The following is a 24831-nucleotide window of genomic DNA, read 5'->3' as shown; positions in this document are numbered from 1 at the left end:
AGTTTAACCAATAGGGTTCCCTGAGGGAACTCATTCGGCTAAGCTGGCGATGACCGTTCCTTGAGGGAACTAACTGGAGGCGTGAGATGAACAAACCGGCGATCGTTCCCGCGGCGGAGTGGCAGCGCGTTATGGACGAGCAGCTGCGCAAGGAGAAGGCGCATACCAAGGCGGCGGATGCGCTTGCCGCGCGGCGACGTCGGATGCCCATGGTCGAGGTGGACAAGGCGTACACCTTCACCGGAGCGGCGGGGGAGGTGCGCCTGGTCGACCTTTTCGAGGGACGCAGGCAGCTGATCACCTACACCTTCATGTGGCACGGCGTAGACGACGTCTGCTCGGGTTGTGCGATGTTCACCGACAACATCGGGCATCTGGCGCATCTGCATGCACGGGACACCTCACTCGCGCTGGTCTCGCGCGGCCCGATCGCCGAGATCGGTTCGGTCAAGCAGCGGATGGGTTGGTCGATCCCGTGGTATTCCTCGCTTGGCAACGATTTCAATGTGGACATGGGTGCTGGCGACGGTTTCGCGGTAAACGTGTTTCTCCGGGACGGTGATGCGGTGTATCGCACCTACTTCACCACGGCTCGCGGTGTGGAACGGCTTGGCAGTACCTGGACCTTTCTGGATCTGACGCCGTTCGGGCGACAGGAAACCTGGGAGGATTCGCCGGAAGGGTGGCCGCAAACCGCGCCATACCAGTGGTGGCGGCTGCATGACGAGCCGGCCGCGGGCGACGTCGATGGGCAGGTGTCGTGATGACCGACCCGATCGCGGAGTTGTTGTTCAGTCCGGCGGATACGACTCCGATGAGCACCGATGAAGCGACGATCAAGCCGTGGAGTCAGGCCGTTGCCTGTCTGGCCGCCGCGCCGAAGGTGTGGCTTTGCTCGGTGCGCGGCGACGGCCGGCCGCATGTCATGCCGGTGTTGGTGGCGTGGGTTGACGATTCGCCATGCGTCGCGACCCGGCCGGGTTCGCGCAAGGCGGTCAACCTGGCCGAGAACAGCTCCGCCGTGCTCACCGTTTCCGGCGATGAACTGGATCTGGTTGTCGAGGGCGTCGCCGAGCTGGTGACTCGGGCGGCCAACCTGGACCGGATCGCCGCCGCGCTCCTGGAAAAATACGAGTGGGAGTTCGCTGTCCGCGATGGAGCGGTGTACGACGTCGGCCCGCTTGGGCCGGTCGAGTACCTTTTCTACCGGATCCGGCCGAACCGCGCTTTCGGATATGGCTCGGACGGGTTGACCGCGACCCGGTGGCGATTCGGGCCGCGGTGATACCCCGCCGGGCACGCTCAGACGAGCCAACGGGTCCCGGTCAGCTGGGCCCACCAGCGGCCGATTCCCCAGGTGTTTCCCGCGTAGCAGGCGGCAAGCACGATCAGCGCCAGTGCGTAGATGACGTGGTACTCGATGATCGGGTTGGTGGAGTGGGTGGGTTCTCCGCTCGGGGTGGTTCGCGCGAGCGGCCATTCGGCCACCCACATGAGCAGCAACATCACCGAACCGGTGACTGCGGAAATGCGCAGGCCGATACCAAGAAGTACGGCGACGCCGATGCCGAGCAAACCGATCATGAACAGCCAGTCGGCCCACCAGGTGCCGCCCCAGGATTGCAGCGTGTCCGTAAACGGGCCCGCGGAGATCTGGTCGAGATACGCTTTGGCCGGTGAGCCGCCGTTGACCCACGCGTTGGCGCTGGTCGTCGCGTAGCCCCAGCCGAATGCTTTGTCCAGGAAGGCCCAGAGGAAGAGCAATCCGGTGGCGATACGTAGTACGGCCAGCAGTTTCTCGGCGCTTGTGGTGATACCCGCGCCATGTCGTGTGAGCGCGGTTCTGTGGTCGATGGCCATCTCGGTACTCCCGTCCTGTGTGGATTCAGGAGTGACTCTGCCGAGCGGAGAGTAGATGCGGCTGGAGGCAAAAGACCTGGTAGCGGGGGACGTAGTGCCAGAGTCAGCAGACCAGTCGACCTCGCCACGCTAACCTTAAAGAACGCGGTCACCCGGTGTCACCGCACTAGAAGATGCGCTTACAGCGCGCGGAAGGCGGCCCCTGGGAGCCCAGTCCGGGGCCGCCCGTGGGGCTTACTGCACTGCGGACAAGAAGGCCGCGAATGCGGCGCGGTCCACGGCAAGATGCCCGGCCGTGCGGTTCTTCGTGTCCCGGATTCCGACGTGCGCGGGAGCGATCGCGATCTCGACGCAATTGCCGCCGGACCCGCTGCGGCTGGACTTGCGCCACAGTGACTCTTGGAACCTAGTCGTAGTCTTCAACGCTGCTCCGATGTTCGTGGGCTATTCGCCCGATCATCGTAGCGCTCCGATCAAGATCCAAAGCTGTCGCTTGCAAGCGCGTCCACGTCGAGGCGAACTGATCTATGTCACGCGAGTCTTCCATGTACACGCCACCGGGGATGACCTCGATATACACGTACCGGGCACCATCGCGAAGAGTTATCAAGGTGAATGGCACGCCCATTGCAGAGTGGCCGAGGTTCGAATGCGGAAGGACCTGCACCGTGATGCCGGGTTTGGCGGCCAGTTCCTTGAGATGGTCCAACTGTTCAGCCATCACGGCATGCCCACCGGTGGCCTGACGCAAGGCGCCTTCCCCGATCACAACCCACAGCTCGCTTCCACGGTCACGGGCACGTTGCTGCCGATCCATTCGGAGTTTGACCCGCTGCTTGATCGTGTCGGCATCCAGGTCCGGGGCCAGTCGACCGATTACCGTCGATGCGTAGGCTTCCGTTTGCAGCTGGCCAGGGATCACGTCCGCCTCGAACTCACTGATCTCCCGCGCGTCGTCCTCTAGCTCGATGAACCCGGAGAACGATCCGAGCACGTCGTCGTTGTAGACGGCCCACCAATCGCGCCGCCTGGCCTGGCGGGCCAGCTGGACAAGCGCGTCCGTGGTGGCTTCGTCGGCACCATAGAGCTGGCAGAGCGCATGCGTGTCATCCCCGGTGACGCCCGATTTCAGCGCCTCGATATCGCTCAACTTGGCCTGCGAGAACCCAGCTTCCTTGGCCGCTTCGGTGATCTTGTACCCGGCTTGCTCGCGTAGCGACCGCAGCGCACCCACCAAACGCCGACGCCGCAAGGACGGAGTTGCCACAACACTCCTCCAATCTGGTGAATCCGATTCTATCGTATTTCCGATCTCATCGGGTTCACGTTTTCATGGCCCTCACGATACAACAGTGTGCGATTGATTACTCACAGGGAGGTGGGGTCGTGAGCCTTTGGCAACGCGGGAAGACCCGCATGAACCAGAAACCTCGGCGGCGTCGCATCGTCATGGACGAGGCCCACGGTTGGCCGCCGGTCACTCGGGTGCGGCTGCCGATCGACCCCGAGCCGATCACCTGCTGGGGGCGGCGATGATCGAACAAGACCGCGTGCTGCTGGCCAGGGTCATGCAAGTAAACACGCAGCTCGGCAAGGTCACGTTGGAACTGTTCCATCATCAGGACGGCGGCGAGCTACCCGCGAAACCGTTACGCGAAGTGGGCGAACACCTGCGTCAGCTCGGCGTGGACATGCTCGCCAGGGCGGGTGAACTCGACGGACGCCCGCTCGTGGGGGCCGTTGTCGAGTCTTCGCCGGAGACATGAGCGACACGGGGTGGCCGGGCCTGTTCAGCCGATACACGCTGCACCGCGTGTCGGCAGGTAACGAACAACGTATACGTCACTCAGGCGGCCGGTTCGGGCTCGCCGACTGCGGTGCGGTCTGCATCCCGCCCATCCTCGTGCAACCCGCGCGGCGAGCGCCGTGCACGCGCTGCTTTTCCGATCTCGTAACAGAACACCTGATGTGAAGGGATGACGATGTCGACCGCAGTCCTTGCTCAGTTCGCCATGGACCCGATGGCTTCGCACAGCGCCCAGTTTCCACTCGGTGCGCCATACGATCGGGTCAGTTACGACGAACCGTCGTGCCCCGACGTACGCCCGTGGGCTTTGCGGGGCATGCGCACTCAGCCACGGATCCCCGCCGAGGTGGCCCGGACCGTTCGCTACGACCACCGGATGCAGCTATCCGTGGATGTGGCTGGTTCTCCGGTGATCGAGGCTGGTCCGCCCACGGTGAAGAACAAGACCAATCTCGATGGCGATGAAGGCCCTTCGGAGGACTTCAGTTACGACTTCGTGCCCGACGAACCGTTCCAGGTCTGATGTCCGTTCTGATCCTCGCGGACGAACGCGATCCGAGCGCAGATGCGATGGTGTGCGCCCTGCGGGAACGGGATGCCGTCGTGCATCGCGTTGATACCGCGTGGTTTCCCGGTCAGCTCAGTGTCTCGGCTGAGTTGACCGGCGGCCGATGGTCGGGGCAACTTCGCACGCCGTACCGCACCGTCGACCTCGACGGCATCACAGCGGTGTGGTTCCGGTCCCCGAAGGCGTACACGTTTCCGGACGGGATGAGCTCGGCTGAACGTGGGTTCGCCAACCTCGAAGCCAAGTACGGACTAGGGGGCGTACTGACTTCGCTACCGGCGCGATGGATCAATCATCCGGCACGGTTGGCGGACGCTGCCTACAAACCGGTACAGCTTGCCCTCGCCCAACGACACGGCCTCCGCGTGGCCGACACGATGATCACCAACGAGGCCACGTCAGTGCGCCAGTTCGCCGGGCGCGGCACGACCGTGACGAAGGTGCTCGGCTCGAACTCGATCGTGGAATGCGGCGGGCGCAAACTTGCCTACACCCGTGTGCTTGATGCCGCCGACCTCAGTGATATGCGCGGGATCGACCAGACCACGCACCTGTTCCAACGATGGGCAGACAAGCTTTACGAGGCGCGCATGATCGTGGTCGGTGATGCGATCACGGCAGTGGCGATCCGCGCCAACACCGCAGCGGGCTACCTCGACTGGCGTACCGACTATGACAACCTCAGCTATGAACTGATCCAGCCACCCGAATCGATCGCTGGTGGTGTGCGCGAACTGATGCAAGATCTGGGCTTGCTCTACGGTGCGCTCGATTTCGTGGTCGGGCCGGATGGCTGGACGTTCCTCGAAGTGAACGCCGGTGGACAGTACGGATGGTTGGAAGACGCGACGGGAATATCGATCACGGCCCAGCTCGCCGACCAACTCACCATGGGGAGGGCAACGTGAACCTCGGTTGGGAAGTGTTACTCGCCCGGCTGACCGATGAGCTGATCGCGAAAGACAAATTAACCTCGGCACGCTGGCAAGCAGCGTTTCGCGCCACCCCGCGACATGTGTTCGTGCCCGAATACTTCGAGCAGGACAACGCCGGCACCTGGCACAGAGTCGTGGTCGACGACGAAATGTTGACCACGATCTACCGCAATGTCGGACTGTTCACCGACGTCGACGATGACGGCCGGGGCGTGTCCTCCTCGTCCACGCCCGGCCTGATGACGCGGATGCTCGAACTACTCGACGTTCGCGACGACGACACGGTGCTGGAAATTGGCACCGGGACCGGCTACAACACAGCGCTGCTCTGCGCTGGACTCGGTGCCGAACGGGTGTCCAGTATCGACGTCGACTACATCGAAACCGCACGAAAGCGGCTTGCGTCGCTGGGCTATTACCCCACACTGCGCACCGGTGACGGGATCAACGGTATACCCGACCGTGCACCGTTCGACCGGGTCCTCGCCACCGTCGCCGTTACCCGCATTCCCCAGGCCTGGCTCGACCAACTCGCCGACGGCGGCGCCGTACTTGCCGATATCAAGCTCAACGCTATGGCCGGGAACCTGGTCCTGCTGCACAAGCGCGGCAACATCGCCGAGGGCCGGTTCGACACTGGCCAAGCCTGGTTCATGGACATGCGCCACCCCAACCGGTCGCGTCCACCCGCTATCCCTGCTGCGGACCGGGCAACACAGCGGAGGACGTCCCTAGCCGCCGTCGTTTGGGAGCAACCTGTCCCGTGGTTTATGGCATGCCTGGAACTCGGCACGTCCGTTGGCATCGGATACCGGTTGAACGACGAGTTTCAGCCAGTAGCCGCGCGGTTGTCCGCCCGGGACGGGTCGTGGTCGGAAACTGCGATTACCGACAGCTCCCCGCGCATCGTCATGCAGGCCGGGCCCACTCGGCTATGGGACGCGATCGAACGAGCCTTTCTGGTTTGGGAAACCAACGGCCGCCCCAGCTGGGACCGGCTCGGCCTCACCGTCACCGCGGACGACCAACGTGTCTGGCTCGACCACCCAGACGGTCCGACGCTTGGGTACTTGCCGACGCGGGCCGGCGGCGCGGATTCATAGCCGCAGCGAGGTCATCGAGCTGGCGGTAACCACGGGGTATCAGTCCTTCTTGTGGGGCTACAGCAGAGTTCTGTTTCTCTCGTGCCGGGTTCGTTTCCTAGAGTCGAATCGTCGGCCAATCGACGGTCGATTGTGGACCTGACGAGACACGGAAGCAGGGGAATATGTCTGACGCGGTGCGGAACAAAGTCGTCGTGATCGGCGGCGGCGCGAAGAACCTCGGCGGTCTGCTGAGCACTCGGCTCGGCCAGTCCGGCGCGAACGTCGTGGTGCATTACCACAGCGATTCCTCGGCCGACGACGCCGACCGGACCGTCAGCGAGGTGCGCGCGGCCGGCGCGCAAGCAGTTGCCGCGCAAGGTGACCTGACCCAGGTAGCCGACGTCCGGCGGCTGTTCGACGTCGCCGTGGACAGCTTTGGTGGCGTGGACATCGCGATCAACACCACCGGAATGGTGTTGCGCAAACCGATCCTGGAGACCACTGAGGACGAGTACGACCGGATGTTCGGGATCAACGCCAAGGCAGCGTACTTCTTCATCCAGGAAGCCGGGCGACGGCTGAACGACCACGGCAAGATCATCAGCTTGGGTACGTCCCTGCTGGCGGCTTTCACTGACGGTTATGCCACCTACGCGGGCGGAAAAGCACCGCTGGAGCATTTCACCCGGGCCGCGGCCAAGGAGTTCGCCGATCGGGGTATCTCGGTGAACACCGTCGCACCGGGACCGATGGACACCCCGTTCTTCTACCCACAGGAGACCCCGGAACGGGTGGAGTTCCACAAATCGCAAGCTATGGGCAATCAGCTCACCCAGATCGCGGATATCGCGCCGATCATTGAGTTCCTTGCCACGGATGGTTGGTGGTTCACCGGGCAGACCATGTTCCCGAACGGCGGTTACACGACCCGATAGCCGGAAGGTGCGTACGGTGGCAGGTGACTAGCCTCGCCGGCACGGCGGGAACCGCGAACACTCGAGGTGCAATGGGTCTGGATCTGCACAAGCTCGCACATCTCATCGCCGTGGCCGAGGAGGGGAGCTTCACCCGAGCGGCTGGGCGACTGCACCTGTCCCAGCAGGCGCTGTCCAGTTCGATCCGCGCGTTGGAGCGGGAAGTCGGGGTTGAGCTACTTGACCGTGGCGGCAATCTCGTGACCGTGCTGCCCGCCGGACAGTCGCTGATCACCGACGCTCGGGTGCTGCACGGGCTGGCCAGTTCGGCGGTGCAGCGCGCCCGCCGGATCGGGCGCGGTGAGACGGAGACGCTGCGGATCGGGCACACCCCGGCGATCACCGGTGACGAGGTCACCGCACTGCTACAGCAAGTGCGTACCACGAACCAGGAACTTGCTACTCAGGTCAACCAGCGTTACCCGGGCGAGCTCACCGAGCAACTGCTGGCCGGTGAGCTCGACCTTGGGCTGTGCCGAGCAATGCCGGCCGAGCAGGGCCTCGCCCGCAGTACGGTGACCCAGCATCGGCTGCGTATCGCGGTGGCGGCCGAGCACCGCCTCGCCGATCGGGATTCCGTTCAGTTAGCCGAGTTGGCCGGCGAGTCCATTGTGGTTTGGGGGCATCCCGGCAGATCCGGCTATACCGATCTGCTCATCGAACACTGCCGGCAGGCCGGATTCGAACCGCGCACCTATCGCAACCCGATCCAGGGCACGCCTCCGGTGACCGCCGTTGTGGGCACCGCGCATATCGCCTTCGTGACCGCGCAAGCTGGACCGGCGGCCGACGGCAAGGCGCGGGTCATCGAGCTGCGACCACCGACCTATGCGCCCATGCATGCGCTGTGGCCACAACACGCCAGTTCGGCGGAGCGAGACGCTTTCTTCGCCAGCCTCGGCCAGTGATGATGGGCGGAGGGATCGTGCCGCACGCTGAACTCTACGACGACATCGGTGTTGGCTACGCCATCGGCAGGCGCACCGATCCACGGTGGATGGCCGCCATAAACGATGCGCTCTGCGATGCCGATTCGGTGATCAATGTGGGCGCCGGCACGGGTTCCTACGAGCCAGCAGGCCGGACGGTGCTCGCGATTGAGCCAGCCCGCGAGATGATCCGGCAGCGCGCGGCCGACACGTGCCTGGCGGTGCGCGGGCGCGCCGAGGCCCTGCCGCTCGGCAACGACGCCAGCGATGCCGCCCTTGCCGTACTTACCGTGCACCACTGGTCGGACTGGCGGCGCGGGCTGGCTGAGCTGCGTCGGATCGCCGCACGCCAGGTGGTGCTCGCCTACGACACGCGGCGGCACGCGGATTTCTGGTTCGTGCGGGAATACGTTCCGGAAATCGCGGAACTCGAGCGTGGCCGGCCGTCCGCCACCGATATCGCGGATGTGTTGGGCGCGGACAGTGTTACGCCCGTGCCGGTGCCGTGGGATCACAACGATGGTGTCTTCCCCGCGTACTGGCGCCGTCCCGCGGCATACCTGGACGACCGGGTCCGGCGATCCTGCTCGGCGCTCGCGCAGACCGATCCACAAGCGGTAGAACGCGGTCTGCGGCGGCTACGGGCCGATCTGGACAGTGGCCGTTGGTACGATCGACATCGCGCGCTGTTTGCGCTCGATGAGTGGGATGCCGGATTTCGGCTGATTGTCGCGGGTAGGTAGCGTAGGGCGGGCATTGTGGAGATTCGTGCGGTGACCGAGGCCGACCATGCCGAGTTGCGCCGGTTGTTCCGCGTCGCGGGCGAGGGTTCGCCAACCGAATCGCTGTGGGGGCACCCGGAATCCGAAGCGGCGATCTACTTGGAACCGTATCTCGAGTTGGAACCGGAGTCGTTGTTCGTCGCGGTGCGCGACGGTGCACTGGTCGGGTACCTGACCGGCTGTGTGGACGGTGCGAAGTTCCCCGGCGAGGACAAGCTGATGGCCCAAGCCATCAAGGATCACCGGTTGATCCTGCGGCGTGGTCCCGTGCGGTTCTTCGCGCGCGCGATGGCGGATTCGCTATCGGCGGCGATCCGGCGCCAGCCCAAGTCCGGGGAGCTCAACGATCGTCGCTGGCCGGCGCATTTGCATATCAACGTTGCCCCAGCGGCGCGCGGAACCGGTGCCGCGGAAGGTCTGCTCGCCCACTGGCAGCGGCGGCTCAGGGAGCTCGATTCGCCCGGCTGCTATCTACAAACCCTGACCGAGAACGTCCGGGCCGTACGCTTCTTCAGCAGGATGGGCTTCGTCCCGCACGGCCCGACCCCGCCGGTGCCCGGGTTGCGTTACCAGGGGCGACGGGTGCACCAGCAGACCATGGTGTGGACACCGTGAAGCGAGACTAGCGCCGGCCCCACCAAAACGAGCGGAACAACCCGTAGCAGGCAACGATCGCGAGTTCGAAGCTGAGCGCCACGGTAACCGTGTACAGCGAGAGATCCGTATAGGCGGTGGAGTCGTCCGCGAAGCCAACGATCTGGCCGCTCAACAGGTTGACCCCGGTCCAGCCAGACACGACCGCGGTGCCGAACAGCAGTAGCCGGAAGCGAACGCTGGTGGTGAATCGATAAACCAGGTTTGGATAATGCGCCCGTAGCGGTAGTGGTCCGCCGAACCGGCGGACCAACCACCAGCGACGCAGGAAAAGGAGCGCCGCGCACACCACACTCAGCACGAAGAACACCGTCGAAGCGGCCAACTGGCTACCCGTGCTCTTGCCGCCGGAAGATTCGCCGAAGGCGCCGCCCACGAAGGTGCCGAAACAGACAGCCAAGGAAAACAGCAGCACGCCGCGCAACAGGATCCCGACCGCCGTGGAAACCCAGACCACAGGTGGGGCAGCGACCCGTAGCGGGGCCATCGGCTCGACGGCGGGAAGCTGGCTGTTCGACTGAGGCTGGTCGGTAGCCGCCAACGGCGGCGCTGGCTCGTCGAAGTGAGCAGGCTCTGCCACCAGCGGTGGCTCGTCGATGACGACCTGATGCGCCGGTGATTCGGGGTATTCCGGGGACGTTGGGTATCCCGGCTGAACTGGCTCGTCGACGGTGAACGGAGCGGCCGGCCGCCGCAGCAGCACCGCGCCGCCCTGGTTTCGGGTACTCACCTGCGGGGCGGGGTGCTCAGGATGATGCTCCGCGACGGCCGAACCGAGCGAGTTGAACAACTGTCCGACCGTCAGTGGGTCACCGCCGGGAGCGCCGGAGCACAACAGCTGGATCAGCTGGCCGCTGAACACGCTATAGCGCGCGTCCGGTGGTGATTTCGATCGACCGTTCGGCGGAGCGGAAGCGATGACCGCCGTCCCGCGAATATCGATATCACGCCGCGCGATGGTGTCCGTGGACATCCAGCCGGTGGTCAGCGCCATCCCGGAATGGCAGCAATCGAGAATGAGTACCTTGGTGCGAGCTGGCGAGTTGCTGAACTGCTCCCTGATCCACTCGACGGGGACCGCGGTGCCGTCCAGAATGTACGGGTCGGTATCCGGTAGCCCGAGGTACAGATCGTCCCGGATTTCGTGTCGGATCCCGTGCCCCGCGTAGTAGATGAGCAACAGGTCCTGGGCTTGTCTGGCTGTACTCCGGACAGCCTCGATGAACTGACGCGGATTTCCCGGATTGTGCAGCACGGCGCAGCGCTCCGGGTGAAACACTCCCGCTTCGGGATGCGTGAACGCGGTGTGCAGCGCGGTCATGTTGCGGGCCACGGCCGGAAGGTCGTGCATCGTGTCGTCGTGGAACCGACTGGATCCGACGAGCAGGGCGCGGGACAGCTCGGCGCGCGGCAAGGTGGGTGGTTCCGGGGCGACCATGGTTACTCGTCCGCGCCGACGTTCGGGTCATCGAAGAAAGTGCGCACCTGGTCGAGGAGCTCGGCGGCCGCGGTGGTCGAGTCGCAGCTGAGCCGCAGTTGTTTACCGTCGTCCGTGCTGAATTCGATGGTGACGGCGCCGCCCTTGTCACGGGTACGCCGACGTTCCACCCAGGCGATCACGGAAGCGACAAGCGCGCCCGCGGCGCCGCTGGACACGCCACCGACAATGGCATCCACCCAGCCGGCACCCATCTGGTGCGGCGTGGTGGGCAAGGTGTCGAGTCGCACCTGGCCGCGAAACGCGTCCTCATAGCGAAACCAGGCGAGTAGTTGCCGAAGCTCCTCTTCGGTGTCCACTGGTTCGCCCGTCGCCGGATGGTCGATCCGGATCGCGACTTGCGCTGTATGCATGCTGTGTCGTCCTTGATTATGTGATCAAACTCCGGTGAGTCGATCAGCCGTGGGCTGCGGCAATCAAGGCCAGGGCTGGTTTCAGCACGAAATCGCTCCGTGGACGGTGGTCAACTGCCCGGCTACGGTAGCAACAGTGGGCAAGCTCGACTACTGGTCGAGCACATTATGTGGTGTAGTCATCACTTTAGGTATGTCCGCTGAACGGTCGCGGTAGATACCTCCTTTAGTAGGTAGGGGGATTGCCGTCCCGCGCTGACCAGGGCGATAGTGCGGGTTCCAGCGCATCGGCAATGGAGGGATGCGACCCATGGTGAGTGAGACGGCGATTAGCTACGCGTCAGGCATATCCGAGGTCCCGCTGCTCGGCGACACCATTGGTGCCAACTTGGACCGAACGGTCGCGGCGTTTCCCGATCGCGATGCGATCGTGGAGACCTTTACCGGCCGCGCCTGGACATATCGCGAGTTCGCCGAGGACGTGGACGCGGTCGCGCTCGGCCTACTCGAACTCGGCGTCGGTAAAGGTGACCGGGTTGGTATCTGGTCGCCGAACTGTGCTGAATGGACTCTCGTGCAGTACGGCACCGCCAAGATCGGTGCGGTGCTGGTGAACATCAACCCGGCTTACCGGACGCACGAGCTGGAATACGTGCTGGGCCAGGCCGGAGTACGCGCCGTGCTCTGCGGGGACAAGTTCAAAACGTCGGACTATCCCGCGATGATCGCGGAAGTACGGCCACGTTGCGCGAATCTGGAACACGTCGTGGTCATCGGCGGCAGCGACTGGGACGCCTTGCTCGCGCGCGGTCGCGGCGCCGATCGCGCACGGCTGGCGGAGATCGGCGCGACACTGTCCGCCGACGACGCGATCAATATCCAGTACACCTCGGGCACCACGGGCTTTCCCAAGGGCGCCACGCTCAGCCACCACAATATTCTGAACAATGGTTTCTTTGTCGGCGAGCTGTGTGGCTATTCCGAAGCGGACCGGATCTGCATTCCAGTGCCCTTCTATCACTGCTTTGGCATGGTTATGGGGAATCTCGCGGCGACAAGCCACGGCGCGTGCATGGTGATTCCCGCGCCGGCGTTCGAACCAAAAGCCACTCTCCGGGCGGCTGCCGAGCAGCGATGTACCTCGTTGTACGGCGTGCCCACGATGTTCATCGCCGAACTTGCCGAGGATGACTTTGGCGAGTACGACCTGACGAGCCTGCGCACCGGGATCATGGCCGGCTCGCCGTGCCCGGTTGAGGTGATGAAACAGGTGATCGAGCGGATGGGCATGACCGAGGTGGCAATCTGCTACGGGATGACCGAGACCTCGCCTGTGTCCACCCAGACCAGGGCGGACGACACCATCGAGCGCCGCGTCTCGACCGTCGGCAGGGTCGGGCCGCATCTCGAGGTCAAGGTGATCGATCCGGTCACCGGGCTGACGGTTCCCCGTGGCGTGCCGGGTGAGCTTTGTACCCGTGGTTACTCGGTGATGCTCGGCTACTGGAACCAGCCCGAGGAAACCGCCGAGGCGATCGATTCCGCGCGCTGGATGCACACCGGTGACATCGGCGTGATGGATGAGCACGGCTATCTGAATATCACCGGTCGGATCAAGGACATGGTCATCCGGGGCGGCGAGAACATCTATCCCCGAGAGATCGAGGAGTTCCTGTACACCCATCCGGACATCCAGGACGTACAGGTTATCGGGGTACCCGACGACAAGTACGGCGAAGAGCTGATGGCCTGGGTCCGGATGCGCGAAGGTGCTGCGCCATTGACGCCCGAGGCAGTGCGCGAATTCTGTACGGGTCAGCTCGCGCATTATAAGATTCCGCGATACGTGCATACGGTCGACGAGTTCCCGATGACCGTGACCGGCAAGGTTCGCAAAGTGGAAATGCGCGCGGTCGCCGTGGACCTGCTCGACAGGGCTTGACCATTTGGCGGTTCGGCAAGCCAATGGGTGAGATGAGGCAGCCGTGAACGACGTTGACCCGCAGCCGGATCAGGATGGGTTCGCGGCGCTACTGCACCAGGTGCGGGATACGACCGAACTGGATGTCACCTTCGGCGGCAGCGTGAGCGCGACCAGTTCGGTACGGCAGTACGAACACGTGCTGATCGATACGTTCTCCGGGGACGGCATGGAACCGCTGGCCGGGCTTGGCGTCGTCGCCGGGACTGGTCTCGGTGGCAAGGTGCTGGCGATGGTTCGCCCGGCGACCGTTGTCGACTACGAATGTGCCGGCGGCATCACCCACCACTACGACTGGCATGTCGCGGCGGCCAACCTGCGTGCCGTGCTCGCGTTGCCGATCGCGCCACGTGGCAAACCCCGCGCGGTGCTCTACGGGGCACTGCGCACCCCGGTCTCGTTCGGCGACGATGTCGTCGCGGCCGCGCAGCGCGCGGTGCGGGGGTTCGAGGCGGAATTGCTGGTCGCCGACGAGGTGAACCGCCGAGTCGCGGAGTTGACCTCGACCGACAGCCTTGCTGGCGCGCAGGAGGAACTGCGCGATGTCTACGCGGAGCTGCGGGCGATCGCGGCGACCGTCTCGGACGTCGCGCTGCGCGAACGCCTTGAGCGGCTGTGCGCGCGGGTTCCTGGCCAGCGCACGTCGACCGAGCACATGTCCGCGCCGGTGCTGTCCCGGCGGGAAGTGGACGTGCTCGCGCAGGCGGCGTGCGGGTTGACCAACGCGGAGATCGCTGAACGGCTCGGGGTGGTCCCGTCCACCGTCAAGGCCTACCTGAAGCACGCGATGCGCAAACTCGACACGCGCAACCGTGTCGAAGCGGTCCGGGCCGCCCGCCGATTCGGGATCATTCCATAGCTCTCGTGCGCAACCCGTGGGAACTGGTGTCAATCGGGGTAATCGGACATTAGAGTGCGCCCATGAGCGCCGACGATCACATAGTTCCCGTGCCACCGGACAGCGGTTATCTACGCGCGCTGAACACCGAAACGCTGCGGCTGATCGAAGCCGCCGAGCCGATCGAATCGCCGTACGCGGGCGCCCCGGACGAGCTGCGCGGCGCGGTCAGCGAGTACGTGCACGGTCAGCGTTCGACGCTGGTGGAGCTGAGCCAGGAGCTGCACGCCAATCCCGAGGTCGCGTTCGCCGAACACCGGTCCGTCGCCGCGCTCGCGCAACGGCTTGCCGACGCGGGATATCCGGCGCGTATCGGTATCGGCGGTTTGGACACGGCTTTGCTGGCCAGCGCTGGTACGGCTGGGCCACATATCGCCGTGCTCGCCGAGTACGACGCGCTGCCGGGGATCGGACACGGCTGCGGACACAACATCATCTGCGCCACGGCGCTCGGCGGCTTCCTCGGCGCCGCTCCGCTAGCCGACCAGCTCGGCGGGCGTATCTCGCTGATCGGCACCCCGGCTGAGGAAGGCGGGGGAGGTAAGGAAACCCTGGCCCGCGCGGGGATATTCGACGATGTGGACGCGGTGGTGATGCTGCATCCGTTCACCCACGACATCGCGACCCACCCGTTTCTCGGACGTCGTCAGCTGGAGATGGTCTTTCATGGGGTCAGCGCGCATGCGGCCGCGCAGCCCTTCATGGGTCGCAATGCGCTGGACGCCGCGGTGGCCGCCTACCAAGGCGTGGCGGCCTTGCGCCAGCATCTGCCGCCAAGTGATCGCGTGCACGGTGTGTTCACTGACGGTGGCGCGCGGCCGAACGTGGTTCCCGAGCGCGCGGCCGTGTTGTTCTATCTGCGGTCCGCCAGACCGGAAACGCTACGGGACCTGGCCGACCGGCTAGCCCGGATCGCGCGCGGCGCGGCGGAGCTGACCGGATGCGGATTCGAGCTCTCCTGGGATCAGCAGCCGGCGTACCTACCGATCAGGTTCAATCACGCGCTGGCTGGTCGGTGGGCGGTCAATCAGCGGCCAACCGGCCGGCAGCCGCTGCCCTCGGGAATCGTGCCCGAATATCTCACCGGTTCCACCGACCTGGGCAATCTGAGCTACCGCATGCCGGCCATCCACCCGATGATCGCGGTATCCGAACCCGAGATTGCCTTGCACACCAGCGATTTCGCCGCCGCGGCCGGTTCAGCTGCCGGGGACCGCGCGGTTGTCGACGGCTCGCTCGGGCTCGCCCTGACCGTCGCCGACTATCTTGCCGACGATGCCCTGCGAGCCGCGGTACACGAGGAGTTCAACACCGCTGGCGGACCACTCAATGTCCCGGAGTTCTTCTCCTAGTAAGCCAGGCGAGCGGGAGGTAACCGACCATGGCGCGAGTCGAACGTGGCACCCCTGGCCGGCTGGACCGGATGCTGAACTGGATCGAGCGAGCCGGCAACCGGCTGCCAGAACCGTTCATCCTGTTCGTGCTGCTCATTCTGCTGCTCGCGGTGGTGTCCACCGTGCTGGCCGCGTTCGGGGTTACCGTCATGATTCCCGGCGAGGACGAGCCGACCCCGATCAACGGCGCCTTCACCGGCGCCGGCTTGCAGTTCATGTTCGGCGGTCTCGCCTCGAACTTCATCGAGTTTCCGCCGCTGCAGACGGTGCTCACGATCATGCTCGGCGTGGGTATCGCCGAACGGACCGGCCTGCTCGCCGCGGTCATCCGGGTCGCTTTCGGTCGAGCACCGAAATGGCTGTTGCCGTACGCGCTCGGCTTTATCGGTGTCACCGGGTCGGTGATGTCCGATTCGGCGTTCATCATCATCCCGCCGCTGGCCGCGATGGTGTTCAAGGCGGCGGGGCGGCATCCGGTCGCCGGTCTGATCGGCGGTTTCGCGGCAGCCGGCGCGGGCTACTCGACCTCGCCGCTGGTAACCAGTCTGGACGCGCTGTTCGCGGGTATCACCAACGGTGTCGCGCAGACCCTGCCGGAGGCGGGTACCGCGGTCACACCGGTGTCGAACTACTTCTTCAACGTCGTCGCATCGGTGGCGCTCGCGCTGATCGCTGGCCTGATCATCGCGAAGGTCGTGGAACCGAGCCTGGAGCGCAACCAGTTTCCCCGCGACGAGGTGGCCGAGGACGATTCCGGGCAGTCGAGCACGAACGTCGACGCGCTGCTCAAGGTCGAGCTGGACCCGGCGGAACGGAGGGGACTGCGCAGAGCTGGCTGGAGCCTGCTCGCGGCCATTGTCGCGGTGCTCGTACTGGTGCTGGTGCCCGGCTCGCCGATGCGCAACGAGGACGGCGGGTTCCTGCCCGAGTCGCCCTTGCTCGATTCGGTGGTAACCCTGGTGTTCATCGGATTCTTCGTGCCCGGGGTCGTCTACGGCGTCGCTATTGGCGAGATCACCAAGGCCGCGGACGTGCCCCGGTTGATGGGGCAGGCGTTGCGCTCGCTGACCGGGTTCATCGTGCTCGCGTTCGTGCTCGGCCAGTTCATCGCGCTGTTCGACTGGACGAACATCGGTTCCTGGCTCGCCGTTTCCGGGGCGAACCTGTTGCAGCAGGCGGGGCTCGTTGGATTTCCCGCACTCCTCGGCTTCATGGTGCTCGCCTCATTCCTCAACCTGTTCATCATCTCCGGTTCGAGTTTGTGGACCCTGCTCGGCAGCGTGTTCGTGCCGATGTTCCTGCTGATCGGGATGGAGCCGGGGTTGACCCAGGCGGCATTCCGGATCGGCGATTCGGCCACGCAGGTGATGACGCCGCTGAACCCGTACATGATTGTGTTGCTCACATACGTACGCCGTTACCAGCCAGCAGCGGGCTTGGGCACGGTGATCGCGCGTATGGTTCCTTTTGTGGTGCCGTTCTGGGTGGTCTGGGCGGTAATCCTCACCGTGTTCTACTTCGCGGACCTGCCGTTGGGTCCAGGAATGGGTATTAGGGTGGAATGAGCGACCAAATCGCGCCCGATGGCAGTGCCGAACAGGACAGTGCTGGGCAGGTGCGTGGCGGGTTTCGTGCCTATCCCAGGGAGATCTGGGTACTTGTCGCGGCGAGTTTTCTGATCGCGCTCGGGTACGGACTGGTCGCGCCCGCCTTGCCTACCTTCGCGGTGAGCTTCGACGTGAGTATCACCGCGGCATCGGTGGTGGTGAGCGCGTTCGCCTTTATGCGCCTGGCGTTCGCGCCGGCCAGTGGGCGGCTGGTCACGCGGTTCGGCGAGCGGCCGATCTATCTGATCGGGATTCTGGTCGTCGGGTTGGGCAGCATCGCGTGCGCGTTCGCGGTGAACTACTGGCAGCTGTTGATTTTCCGGGCGCTGTCCGGTGTTGGTTCGACCATGTTCACGGTGTCCGCCGTCGGCCTGCTGATCAGGATGGCGCCGGAGCATTTGCGTGGTCGGGTTTCCGGGTTGTGGGGGACCAGCTTCCTGCTCGGCAATATCGCCGGCCCCGCGCTCGGCGGTGGGCTCGTCGCCGTGTCACTGCGCGCTCCGTTCCTGTGCTATGGCGCCGCGCTGCTGGTGGTGACGGTCCTGGTATGGGCGTTGTTGCGGCATTCGACCTTGGCCGGGCGTCAGGACGCCGATACGGCCAGCGCCCTGACGTTGCGTGCGGCGCTACGGAATCGGGCCTACCGGGCGGCGATGGCGTCGAACTTCTCGAACGGCTGGACGGTCATCGGGGTGCGGGTGTCGCTGATTCCGTTGTTCGTCACCGCGGTACTACAGGAGTCGGAGTCGTCCTCGGGGATCGCGCTGGCCATCTTCGCGGTCGGCAACGTCGTCGTGCTGACCATCGCTGGCCGGCTGGCGGATACCTGGGGGCGTAAGCCCCTTGTACTTTCCGGGCTTGCCTTGCTCGCTATCGGAACTGTCCTGCTTGGACAGTCTGGAACGCTGTGGTTCTTCTTCGTCGCCTCACTGGTGGCCGGGGCAGGGGCCGGCGCGGTCAATCCGGCGCAGAACGCGACGGTCGCGGATGTACTCGGGTCGAAGGCGCGGGGCGGCACAGTGCTCGCCGGTTATCAGATGGCCGCCGATGTGGGCGCGATTCTCGGGCCGTTGCTGGCCGGTGTCGTGGCCGAACACCTGTCGTACGGGGCCGCGTTCACGCTCAGTGCGGCGGTCGCCGCAGTGGCCGTCCTCGTGTGGTTGCCCGCGCCGGAAACGCTGCCGGCCGCCGCGAAGGCTAGCGTTCGGTGATCTTGGGAGGCTGCGGAATCGGATACTCGGCTGGCCCGATATTGCGGGAGAGTGACTGTTTCCAGGCGCCGCTGGTGATCATCTTCTCGATGGCTTTGTTCAGTGCCTCCCGGCCTTCGCTGTCGCCCTTGCGTAGTCCGATTCCATAGCGTTCCTCGGAGAACTGCTCGCCGACCACCCGGAGTAGTTCGGGGTTGTCAGCGGCATAGCCGGCGAGGATGACCGCATCCGTCGTCATCGCGTCCACCTGGCCGGTGAGCAGCGCCGGAATGCAGTCCGTGTAACGGTTGTACTCGACGAGCTGGACGTCCTGGGCGAATTCCTCTTTCACGCGTTCGGCCGGGGTTGAGCCCTTGATCGAGCACAGCCGCTTGCCGTCCAGCGCGGAGGGCCCGGTGATGTCCGTGCTTCGGGACCGGACGAGCAGATCCTGACCGGTCTCGAAATACGGGCCAGCGAAGGCCACTTCTTGCTTGCGTTCGTCGGTGATGGAGTAGGTGCCGACGACCATATCGACCTCGCCGCTGGTCAGCGCCGATTCTCGGGTGGCCGAGGTGATCTCTTTCCACTGGATGTTCTCGCTGTCGACGCCCAGCTCGTTGGCCATATAGGTCGCGACATCGATATCGAAGCCGGTGTACCTGCCGTCAACCGTGCGTAGACCGACGCCGGGCTGGTCGAGGCGGGTGCCAATGGTGAGCGCGCCGGCGTCATTGGCCTTGCCGACGAGCGAATCGGCTGGCTCGTCGGCGTTGGCCGAGCAGGCCGCGGCGAGTAGTGCGGCGACCAGCGCGGTGGCGGCGAGGCCGAGCCGCCGGCGCGCGGTGCGACCGGCCTGGGCACGTAGCGGGGTCATCGGATCCTCCAGGGCGCGCGTTGCGCCGTTAGGGTACGCAGCGCCACCTGATTGGGCCAATGGTCTTGCTCACGGAATTCTCTGCTGGTAGCTACCGGAATGCTCAGGTCAAGCCCGGGATGGGCGGTTCCCCTGCGGACCAGCGGTATAGCCTGAGCTGCTTACCGGTGGCCGCGCGAGGTAGCTCACCGTGGGGATACACCCGGGGTTGGGCACGGATATCGAGCTGCTGGCGAAGCAGAACCGCCAGGTCGCGGCCCAGGTCGGCGGGATTGGTCGCGGCGCTGGCCGGTTCGACGGCGACGTACAGCTCCGGGGTGCTGCCGCGGCGATCCTCGACGAGGAGATAGTGCGGGCGTACTCGGCCGTCGGCGAGCAGCACCGTCTCCACATCGGAGGGGAACACGCCGCAACTGAGCAGGTCGCTTCGCCTGCCCACGACGCGACTCATCCGGCGCAAGGTGCGGGCCGCGCCGTCGGGCGGTTCGAACAGCGTGGCGATATCGCCCGTCCGATAGCGCAGCAGCGGCATGCCCGTTTTGGTGAGCGTGGTGAACACCAGCTCGCCGCGCACGCCGGGTGGTAGGACCGCGCCGGATTCATCGATCACCTCGGGGTAGAAGTGGTCCTCGGCGATATTGAGTTTGCCGCCGGAATCAATCGATTCGGCGGCCACTCCTGGCCCGATCACTTCGGACAGTCCGTACACGTCGAACGCACGGATGCGTAGTATGCGTTCAATTTCCAGTCGCTGCCGATCTGTCCACATTTCAGCGCCTAGCAGGCCGACGCGCAGCGGGCTGTCCGCCACGCCCGCGGAGTGGAGGGCCGCGCCGAGCGCCAGCGCATGCGAAGGGGTGCAGCAGAGCACGTCGGGGCGCAGATTGATGATCAGCCTGGCCTGCCGCTCCGGGGTGCCACTCGCGGCGGGGAGGACGTTCGCGCCGATCCGCAGACCGCCGTGGTGTACGCCCATGCCGCCGGTGAACAGGCCATAGTTGTACGCGTTGTGGATGATGCTCTTTGTGTGCGTGCCTGCACCGCCCAGCGCGCGGGCCATGACCTTCGCCCAGATTTCCACGTCGGTGGTGGTGTAGGGCACGCGAATCGGGGTGCCGTACTGCGCGCTGGAACCGTGGACGCAGGCGACCTCGCGCATGCTTACCGCGTAGAACCCGGCTGAGCCGTGCTCGAGTAGGTCACGGCGGTTGAGCAGGGGGAGTTTGGGTAGGTCCGCGAGGTGTACGTCGGCGCCGGCCGAGACGCCGGCGTCGCGAAGCCGGGCGGCCTGTACGCCGTCCGCGGCGAGCAAGCGGTCGATGAGTCCGCTGAGGCGGCGCTCCTGAAGCTGCCGGCGCCGCCGCGGGCTGGCGGTTTCGGCGTCGGGCTCGACGAAGGACACCGGGGTGTCCGCGGGGAACGCGACGTCGTCGAGGAGCATGCATGAGGTCTAGCACCTTGACGTGCGGTGGCGAAAGGTATCGCGGGCAGAACCGAGGTGATCGTTTGGTCGATTTGGCGCGAGTTCGGCCTCTGGAGCCGGTCGGCTGGCCTGCCGTGGGTCGGCCGAGTGGGTCGTTGTGACCGGCTGAAACGCTGAGTGACCCCCGGTAGAATGGCGGACTCGACGATCCGGTACTGTTCTTCCTACGCGGTCGGGAGCACCGCCGCGTGGCGGGGCTGTAGCGCAGTTGGTAGCGCACTTGACTGGCAGTCAAGGGGTCACGGGTTCGAATCCCGTCAGCTCCACAGTCGGAAGGGTCTTCGCAGGTCAGAGCCTGTGAGGGCCCTTTTTGCGTTGCTCTGGGGTTGCTCGTCTAGTCAAGCACAGCGCTCGGTGACACCTTGACTGGAGGCTGGCCCTATGGGGACAGATTTGACTAAACAGGATCTACCACGTCCGGCGGCGTCGGTGTGGTGTTCGTATCTGGATGAGTGGGATCGGAGTTTGCGGGCGCGGAATCGTCCGCAGACGACGCGTTACAACTATCAGTTGGCTGTCACGCAGTTGGCGGAGTTTCTGCGGGTGGATCTGCCGGGGTATCTCGTGTCGTGCGGCGCTGGGTCTGATGCCCTGTCGGATGATGATGCGGCGGAGGATCCGACTGATGTGGCGAAGGCTCATGTCGAGTGGTTTGTGGCGTGGATGATTGAGACGCGGTCGGTGTCGACGGCGTTGAATAAGTACAAGTGTGTGCAGCAGTTTTTCAACTATCTGGTTCAGGAGGAGGAGATGGCGCGGCATCCGATGGAGCGGATGTCGCAGCCGGATGGTTCGACGAAACTGGTTCCTGTGTTGTCGAATGATGAGGTGGCGGCTTTGGTGGCCACGTGTTCGGGTAAGTCGTTTATTGATCGGCGGGACCTGGCGATTATTCGGTTGTTGTTCGACACGGGTGGTCGGTTGAGCGAGGTCGCCTTGTTGCCGTTGGATGGGGTGGATCAGAAGCGCGATTGTGTGTTGCTGCATGGGAAGGGCGATAAGCAGCGGGTGGTGCCGTTTGGCCCGAAGACGGGGCAGGCGTTGGTGCGTTACCTCCGGGCGCGGGCGAAGCATGCTGGCTCGAAGCTCCCGGAGTTGTGGTTGGCCGAGCGTGGTGGTCGCGCGTTCAGTCCGAATGGGGTGAAGTTGATGTTGCGGCGGCGGGGTCGGATGGCAGGAATCGAGAACATGCACGCACATCGTTTGCGGCACACATTGGCGCATGAGTGGCAACTGGCTGGCGGTAACGAGGGGGACCTGATGGCCGTGATGGGCTGGAGTTCGCGCGAGATGTTGCGGCATTACGGGGCGAGTGCGGCCGAGGTTCGTGCCCAGGAAGCTCACCGCTCGCTGGACCTGGGTAGCCGGGTATAACCGGCACGCGTCCTGCTCTCGCGTGCAGGAGCGGGAGCAGGACGCGCTGGCTACCGTGGCGTACGGCTGGATGTGGCTGATGGTGCCGGGTGGATGTCGCCTGTTGTGGATGTGGGCGAAGCTCGTATTGCGGCAGCTGAGTGCGGTTGGCGTTGCTTGGTTGGTAGTGAGGTGCGCGTTATGGACGTCTGTGCTAGTTTTCGTAGCTCCTTCATTGGGAGGAGCGGTCCGCGTGCGGGTCGCGCAGGCGTTGAGCGGCGTTGCGCCCGGCAGCAGTCGCGAGAACGCGTAAGGGTGTAGGGCACCCAACGTGCGCATGTGGTAGTTCGGTTGTGTCGTGACCATGTAAGCGGGCCGGGACGCGGAGATGGATCACGTATGCCCAACTCGTCACGCCGTAAGTTGGCTAATCAGCGTCGTGCTTTTACCGACGAGTGCCAAGTGTCCGCTGAACGAGGTGTCGGTCGCGACGGCACCATCGGTTTAGACGAGTGCACCGAGGACCAGCGGTATCTTCGAGCGCTTCCTTGCGGTTCATTTGCTGAACCGGCACGTACCAAGCCTGCAGCCGGGACCTGGCCAGCTTCGGAAGGTCGATGCGTTCCTCTCTTACGGAATGACGTTGTCCGCTCGCTACGACCTTCTCGTATCGACCGTCCCCATGGCGGTCGAGAATGTGGTGGGTCGCATCCTGGGGTCACCTGGGTATCCGGGACGGGGTATTCCGGGTCTTCGGGTCGTCGCCGGTGATCTGTATGCGGGCACTTTCCACGTCGTCTACTTGCCATCGAAGGCACGGCTTGTGTTCAGCCAGCAGGTCGAGTATTCACCTGTTGGTACTGGACGGTCGCGGATCGATGCCTGGAGTCGGCGACACTACGCCACGGACGATTTGCCGCTACAGGACGACGAACGGGCAGCAATGCGCGCGATTCCGGCAATGTCCGAAGGTATTCAGGCGATCTTGGCTGGCCTCTTCGTTCGCCTCAATGCCCGCGACCCTCGTCGGCGATGGCATATGGGGATGGCGTGGTCGAATTTCCTACCTGCCCGGCGCGAGCCCCGGGGTTATCGTGACGACTTGCATATGTCTACGTTGTGGGGCGCTGATAACCGGTGGGAGTTGCGCTGGGCTAGGCATCCGTTTCCGGAAGACATCATCGGATGCCTTACCGCACCGACGATCGGGATCACTGGTGCGCAAGTGCGCGAGCATCGCCACGGTTGGGATATCATTCTGAATGGGTCCACATTGTCCTTGCTATACGGCGCTGTATAGCCGGGCGGGTGTAGCAACGTGTTGTCCCTGAATGCCGCGATCATTGGCATCGTCGCCCAGCTCGGTTGGTTCGCCGTCGTTGTACTACTAGCGTTGATGGTCTATGTGGGTATTGCCGTTCTGGTCGCACTCTTTCATCCGGTGAAGGGCAGACGGTATGAAGCACTGCAGGTCCTGTCTGTTCTGATACGGAGAGGCGGCGCTGGTGATGGTGGGCAAGACTAACGGCTAGGTGTGCTACTCCTACTTGCCTGCGTTGGGTCGGGGTGAGAAGGCTGGTGTTCCCGGAGTCGAGGTTTCTTAGTGGGGAAAGCGGGTTTCCTTGATGTCCATGACCTCTAGCTCGCCCTGCGGCGCGGTGTTATCTAGGGGTATATGAGGAAGAAGCTCACGCCTGAGCAGCGAACTGTGCGAGCGCGTCTCGCAGCGCACGCGTCGTGGGCGCGGACTGCTGATCGCCGTGCGCGGACAGCGCCTGCGAGAAATGCTGCCTTGGCGCGAATCGATGCTCACGTTCGAGACGCAACGCTGTCGCCGGAGGAACAATCTCGCCGCATCACATCTGCGCGTCGGGCACATTTTCTGCGGTTAGCTCTGGCTAGCTCACGTGCGCGCCGTCGCGGCACCATCACCGAATAGGGTCGAAGCTATTGCGGAGCCGAGTCGTCTCGACTTCGACGCGTATTCGCTCAGGGTGGTGGCGCCTAGCGGCGTGCAGGTCAGATTCCGGTCTGGATTGGTATAGCGCGGATCCCGTGGTTCAAGCCGAATGCGTGCGGGTCTGCGGCGGGTGTCCGGTGAGATCGGACTGCCTTGTCGAAGCGATGAGTTCGCAGGATCCGTGGGGAATCTGGGGCGGTGTGACACCGCAGCAGCGGGAGTCTTTAGCGATGCGGCATGGGTTGCCGTTGCCGAAGGTTCTGCCTAGTCATGGAACGAACGCCCGTTACGCCAAACATGGCTGTCCTTGTTCGGACTGCCGTGCTGCGCATGCCACTTACGAGCGTCAGCGTAGGGCCCGCCTACGCTGACGGCCCACGCTAGGTGGCTTCCTCATCGATAGTCAAAGCGCGGTCGTGCGGCACCTCAGTACGGGTTCCCTAGACGGCCTGATCGTTTGACTGTTGTGCGGTGTGCTGAGCACTTCTAGTTGCTGTTTGTCCATTCTCTTCCTCTTCGGGAAAGGTCGTTTCCTGATGCCCAGGGCTGGGACTGTCTGGTTAACGGTGGATCTGGTCTTGGTCTGACACGCCGAGCAGCAAGCTTGGTGGGAAGGATCTGTGATGACCGAGACAGTGGAGCC

General features: G+C 64.5%; 25 protein-coding genes and 1 tRNA gene. 19 read left to right on the top strand and 7 right to left on the bottom strand.

Annotation, left to right across the window (positions count from 1 at the left end):
* Window positions 1–86: 86 nt before the first annotated feature.
* Window positions 87–764: a DUF899 domain-containing protein gene (locus tag EV191_RS27535; RefSeq protein ID WP_132880717.1), complete on the top strand. Its 678-nt coding sequence runs from the start codon at window positions 87–89 to the stop codon at window positions 762–764.
* Complete coding sequence (locus EV191_RS27530) at window positions 764–1285, top strand: pyridoxamine 5'-phosphate oxidase family protein (protein ID WP_132880715.1); 522 nt, start codon at window positions 764–766, stop codon at window positions 1283–1285. Before EV191_RS27535 ends, EV191_RS27530 begins: the two co-directional genes overlap by 1 nt.
* Before the next feature lie 17 nt (window positions 1286–1302).
* Here EV191_RS27530 and EV191_RS27525 read toward each other — a convergent pair whose 3' ends face one another.
* From EV191_RS27525 to EV191_RS27515, 3 genes are all read right to left on the bottom strand, one after another.
* Window positions 1303–1860, bottom strand: coding sequence for a DoxX family membrane protein (locus EV191_RS27525; protein WP_132880714.1), 558 nt, complete (start codon window positions 1858–1860; stop codon window positions 1303–1305).
* A gap of 234 nt (window positions 1861–2094) precedes the next feature.
* On the bottom strand, window positions 2095–2283 hold the full coding sequence (locus EV191_RS27520) for a DUF397 domain-containing protein (RefSeq protein WP_132880712.1): 189 nt from the start codon (window positions 2281–2283) through the stop codon (window positions 2095–2097).
* Entirely contained in the window at window positions 2267–3094 is an 828-nt protein-coding gene (locus EV191_RS27515; protein ID WP_243659286.1) for a helix-turn-helix domain-containing protein, read from the bottom strand. Before EV191_RS27515 ends, EV191_RS27520 begins: the two co-directional genes overlap by 17 nt.
* A gap of 298 nt (window positions 3095–3392) precedes the next feature.
* On the opposite strand from EV191_RS27515, the gene EV191_RS27510 reads away from it, so the two are divergent.
* The 8 genes from EV191_RS27510 to EV191_RS27475 all read left to right on the top strand — a co-directional run bounded on the left by EV191_RS27510 (window position 3393) and on the right by EV191_RS27475 (window position 9555).
* Window positions 3393–3626, top strand: a complete 234-nt coding sequence (locus tag EV191_RS27510; protein ID WP_132880709.1) for a hypothetical protein — start codon at window positions 3393–3395, stop codon at window positions 3624–3626.
* 216 nt (window positions 3627–3842) lie between these two features.
* Window positions 3843–4190 carry a putative ATP-grasp-modified RiPP gene (gene tgmA / locus EV191_RS27505; RefSeq protein ID WP_165913126.1) on the top strand — a complete coding sequence of 116 codons (348 nt, stop codon included), beginning with the start codon at window positions 3843–3845 and terminating at the stop codon, window positions 4188–4190.
* Window positions 4190–5143, top strand: a complete 954-nt coding sequence (tgmB, locus tag EV191_RS27500) for an ATP-grasp ribosomal peptide maturase (protein ID WP_132880706.1) — start codon at window positions 4190–4192, stop codon at window positions 5141–5143. Before tgmA ends, tgmB begins: the two co-directional genes overlap by 1 nt.
* Window positions 5140–6273 (top strand): methyltransferase domain-containing protein, encoded by a 1134-nt coding sequence (locus tag EV191_RS27495; protein WP_165913125.1) that lies wholly within the window; start codon window positions 5140–5142, stop codon window positions 6271–6273. Before tgmB ends, EV191_RS27495 begins: the two co-directional genes overlap by 4 nt.
* Before the next feature lie 164 nt (window positions 6274–6437).
* Window positions 6438–7190, top strand: a complete 753-nt coding sequence (locus tag EV191_RS27490) for an SDR family oxidoreductase (protein ID WP_132880702.1) — start codon at window positions 6438–6440, stop codon at window positions 7188–7190.
* A 23-nt stretch (window positions 7191–7213) separates the two neighbouring features.
* On the top strand, window positions 7214–8137 hold the full coding sequence (locus EV191_RS27485) for a LysR family transcriptional regulator (RefSeq protein ID WP_243659282.1): 924 nt from the start codon (window positions 7214–7216) through the stop codon (window positions 8135–8137).
* 89 nt (window positions 8138–8226) lie between these two features.
* Complete coding sequence (locus EV191_RS27480) at window positions 8227–8901, top strand: class I SAM-dependent methyltransferase (protein ID WP_132880787.1); 675 nt, start codon at window positions 8227–8229, stop codon at window positions 8899–8901.
* Window positions 8902–8931: 30 nt separating this feature from the next.
* Window positions 8932–9555: a GNAT family N-acetyltransferase gene (locus tag EV191_RS27475; protein ID WP_243659281.1), complete on the top strand. Its 624-nt coding sequence runs from the start codon at window positions 8932–8934 to the stop codon at window positions 9553–9555.
* Window positions 9556–9562: 7 nt separating this feature from the next.
* Here the strand turns inward: EV191_RS27475 and EV191_RS27470 are convergent, their stop codons facing one another.
* Together EV191_RS27470 and EV191_RS27465 are read right to left on the bottom strand one after the other, a co-directional pair.
* The gene (locus EV191_RS27470) at window positions 9563–11032 is read right to left on the bottom strand and encodes a caspase family protein (RefSeq protein ID WP_132880699.1); all 1470 of its coding nucleotides are present in this window, start codon (window positions 11030–11032) and stop codon (window positions 9563–9565) included.
* 2 nt (window positions 11033–11034) lie between these two features.
* Window positions 11035–11445: an effector-associated constant component EACC1 gene (locus EV191_RS27465; RefSeq protein WP_132880697.1), complete on the bottom strand. Its 411-nt coding sequence runs from the start codon at window positions 11443–11445 to the stop codon at window positions 11035–11037.
* Window positions 11446–11755: 310 nt separating this feature from the next.
* On the opposite strand from EV191_RS27465, the gene EV191_RS27460 reads away from it, so the two are divergent.
* From EV191_RS27460 to EV191_RS27440, 5 genes are all read left to right on the top strand, one after another.
* A complete protein-coding gene (locus tag EV191_RS27460) occupies window positions 11756–13387 on the top strand; it encodes an AMP-binding protein (RefSeq protein ID WP_132880696.1) in 1632 nt (543 codons plus the stop codon).
* 43 nt (window positions 13388–13430) lie between these two features.
* Window positions 13431–14285 (top strand): helix-turn-helix transcriptional regulator, encoded by an 855-nt coding sequence (locus EV191_RS27455; protein ID WP_132880694.1) that lies wholly within the window; start codon window positions 13431–13433, stop codon window positions 14283–14285.
* 62 nt (window positions 14286–14347) lie between these two features.
* On the top strand, window positions 14348–15676 hold the full coding sequence (locus EV191_RS27450; RefSeq protein WP_132880693.1) for an amidohydrolase: 1329 nt from the start codon (window positions 14348–14350) through the stop codon (window positions 15674–15676).
* Between the two features lie 29 nt (window positions 15677–15705).
* The gene (locus EV191_RS27445; protein WP_132880691.1) at window positions 15706–17283 is read left to right on the top strand and encodes an AbgT family transporter; all 1578 of its coding nucleotides are present in this window, start codon (window positions 15706–15708) and stop codon (window positions 17281–17283) included.
* A complete protein-coding gene (locus EV191_RS27440; protein WP_132880689.1) occupies window positions 17280–18536 on the top strand; it encodes an MFS transporter in 1257 nt (418 codons plus the stop codon). The genes EV191_RS27445 and EV191_RS27440 overlap by 4 nt, the downstream gene beginning before the upstream one ends.
* On the opposite strand, the gene EV191_RS27435 is transcribed toward EV191_RS27440, so the two are convergent.
* Window positions 18523–19392 (bottom strand): glutamate ABC transporter substrate-binding protein, encoded by an 870-nt coding sequence (locus EV191_RS27435; protein WP_132880687.1) that lies wholly within the window; start codon window positions 19390–19392, stop codon window positions 18523–18525. The genes EV191_RS27440 and EV191_RS27435 overlap by 14 nt on opposite strands.
* Before the next feature lie 103 nt (window positions 19393–19495).
* On the bottom strand, window positions 19496–20833 hold the full coding sequence (locus tag EV191_RS27430) for a phenylacetate--CoA ligase family protein (RefSeq protein ID WP_132880686.1): 1338 nt from the start codon (window positions 20831–20833) through the stop codon (window positions 19496–19498).
* A 235-nt stretch (window positions 20834–21068) separates the two neighbouring features.
* Here EV191_RS27430 and EV191_RS27425 point away from each other — a divergent pair.
* From EV191_RS27425 to EV191_RS31015, 4 genes are all read left to right on the top strand, one after another.
* Window positions 21069–21141 (top strand) — tRNA-Ala (locus EV191_RS27425).
* A gap of 127 nt (window positions 21142–21268) precedes the next feature.
* The gene (locus EV191_RS27420; RefSeq protein WP_243659280.1) at window positions 21269–22249 is read left to right on the top strand and encodes a tyrosine-type recombinase/integrase; all 981 of its coding nucleotides are present in this window, start codon (window positions 21269–21271) and stop codon (window positions 22247–22249) included.
* A gap of 661 nt (window positions 22250–22910) precedes the next feature.
* A complete protein-coding gene (locus tag EV191_RS27415) occupies window positions 22911–23528 on the top strand; it encodes a hypothetical protein (protein ID WP_132880682.1) in 618 nt (205 codons plus the stop codon).
* Between the two features lie 650 nt (window positions 23529–24178).
* Window positions 24179–24559, top strand: a complete 381-nt coding sequence (locus EV191_RS31015) for a WhiB family transcriptional regulator (RefSeq protein WP_165913124.1) — start codon at window positions 24179–24181, stop codon at window positions 24557–24559.
* The last annotated feature ends 272 nt before the right edge of the window (window positions 24560–24831 follow it).

The sequence above is a fragment of the Tamaricihabitans halophyticus genome (genome assembly GCF_004340875.1).
In the GTDB taxonomy this organism is placed as follows: Bacteria; Actinomycetota; Actinomycetes; order Mycobacteriales; family Pseudonocardiaceae; genus Tamaricihabitans; species Tamaricihabitans halophyticus.
Note: the sequence above shows the minus strand (reverse complement) of the source record. Positions and strands in the feature narration are given on the sequence as shown.